The organism is Curtobacterium sp. MCBA15_007, from assembly GCF_001864905.1.
Taxonomy (GTDB): domain Bacteria; phylum Actinomycetota; class Actinomycetes; order Actinomycetales; family Microbacteriaceae; genus Curtobacterium; species Curtobacterium poinsettiae.
This window is the reverse complement of the sequence record NZ_MJGM01000060.1, coordinates 1-243: the sequence shown is the minus strand read 5'-3', so window position 1 is coordinate 243 and position 243 is coordinate 1. Positions and strand designations below refer to the sequence as shown.

Here is a 243-nt window from a genome sequence, read left to right as displayed (position 1 = left end):
TCTTGGAGGTACTGCTGATGATGCGTCTGGTTTCCCTGCACCTCTCGAACGACCGGATCCTGTGGGGGCATGTCCTCCTCGAGGACACCGAGCATCCGGAAGCGTCGATGGCGCGGATCATGATCGAACACATTGAGAAGGAGCCCGGTTACGAGCTCGTTGACCGGAACCGGCGTCGTCTCACCGACCTGACCGTCCCCGCGGCACGGGAAGCGAACCGCATCGTCCAAACCCTCCTGATCC

Annotated in this window: 1 protein-coding gene; it reads left to right on the top strand. The window is 61.7% G+C overall.

Translation table 11 applies throughout. The features are described from left to right. On the top strand, nucleotides 1-243 hold a 243-nt coding region (locus BIU95_RS18825; RefSeq protein ID WP_175470782.1), incomplete at both ends, for a hypothetical protein.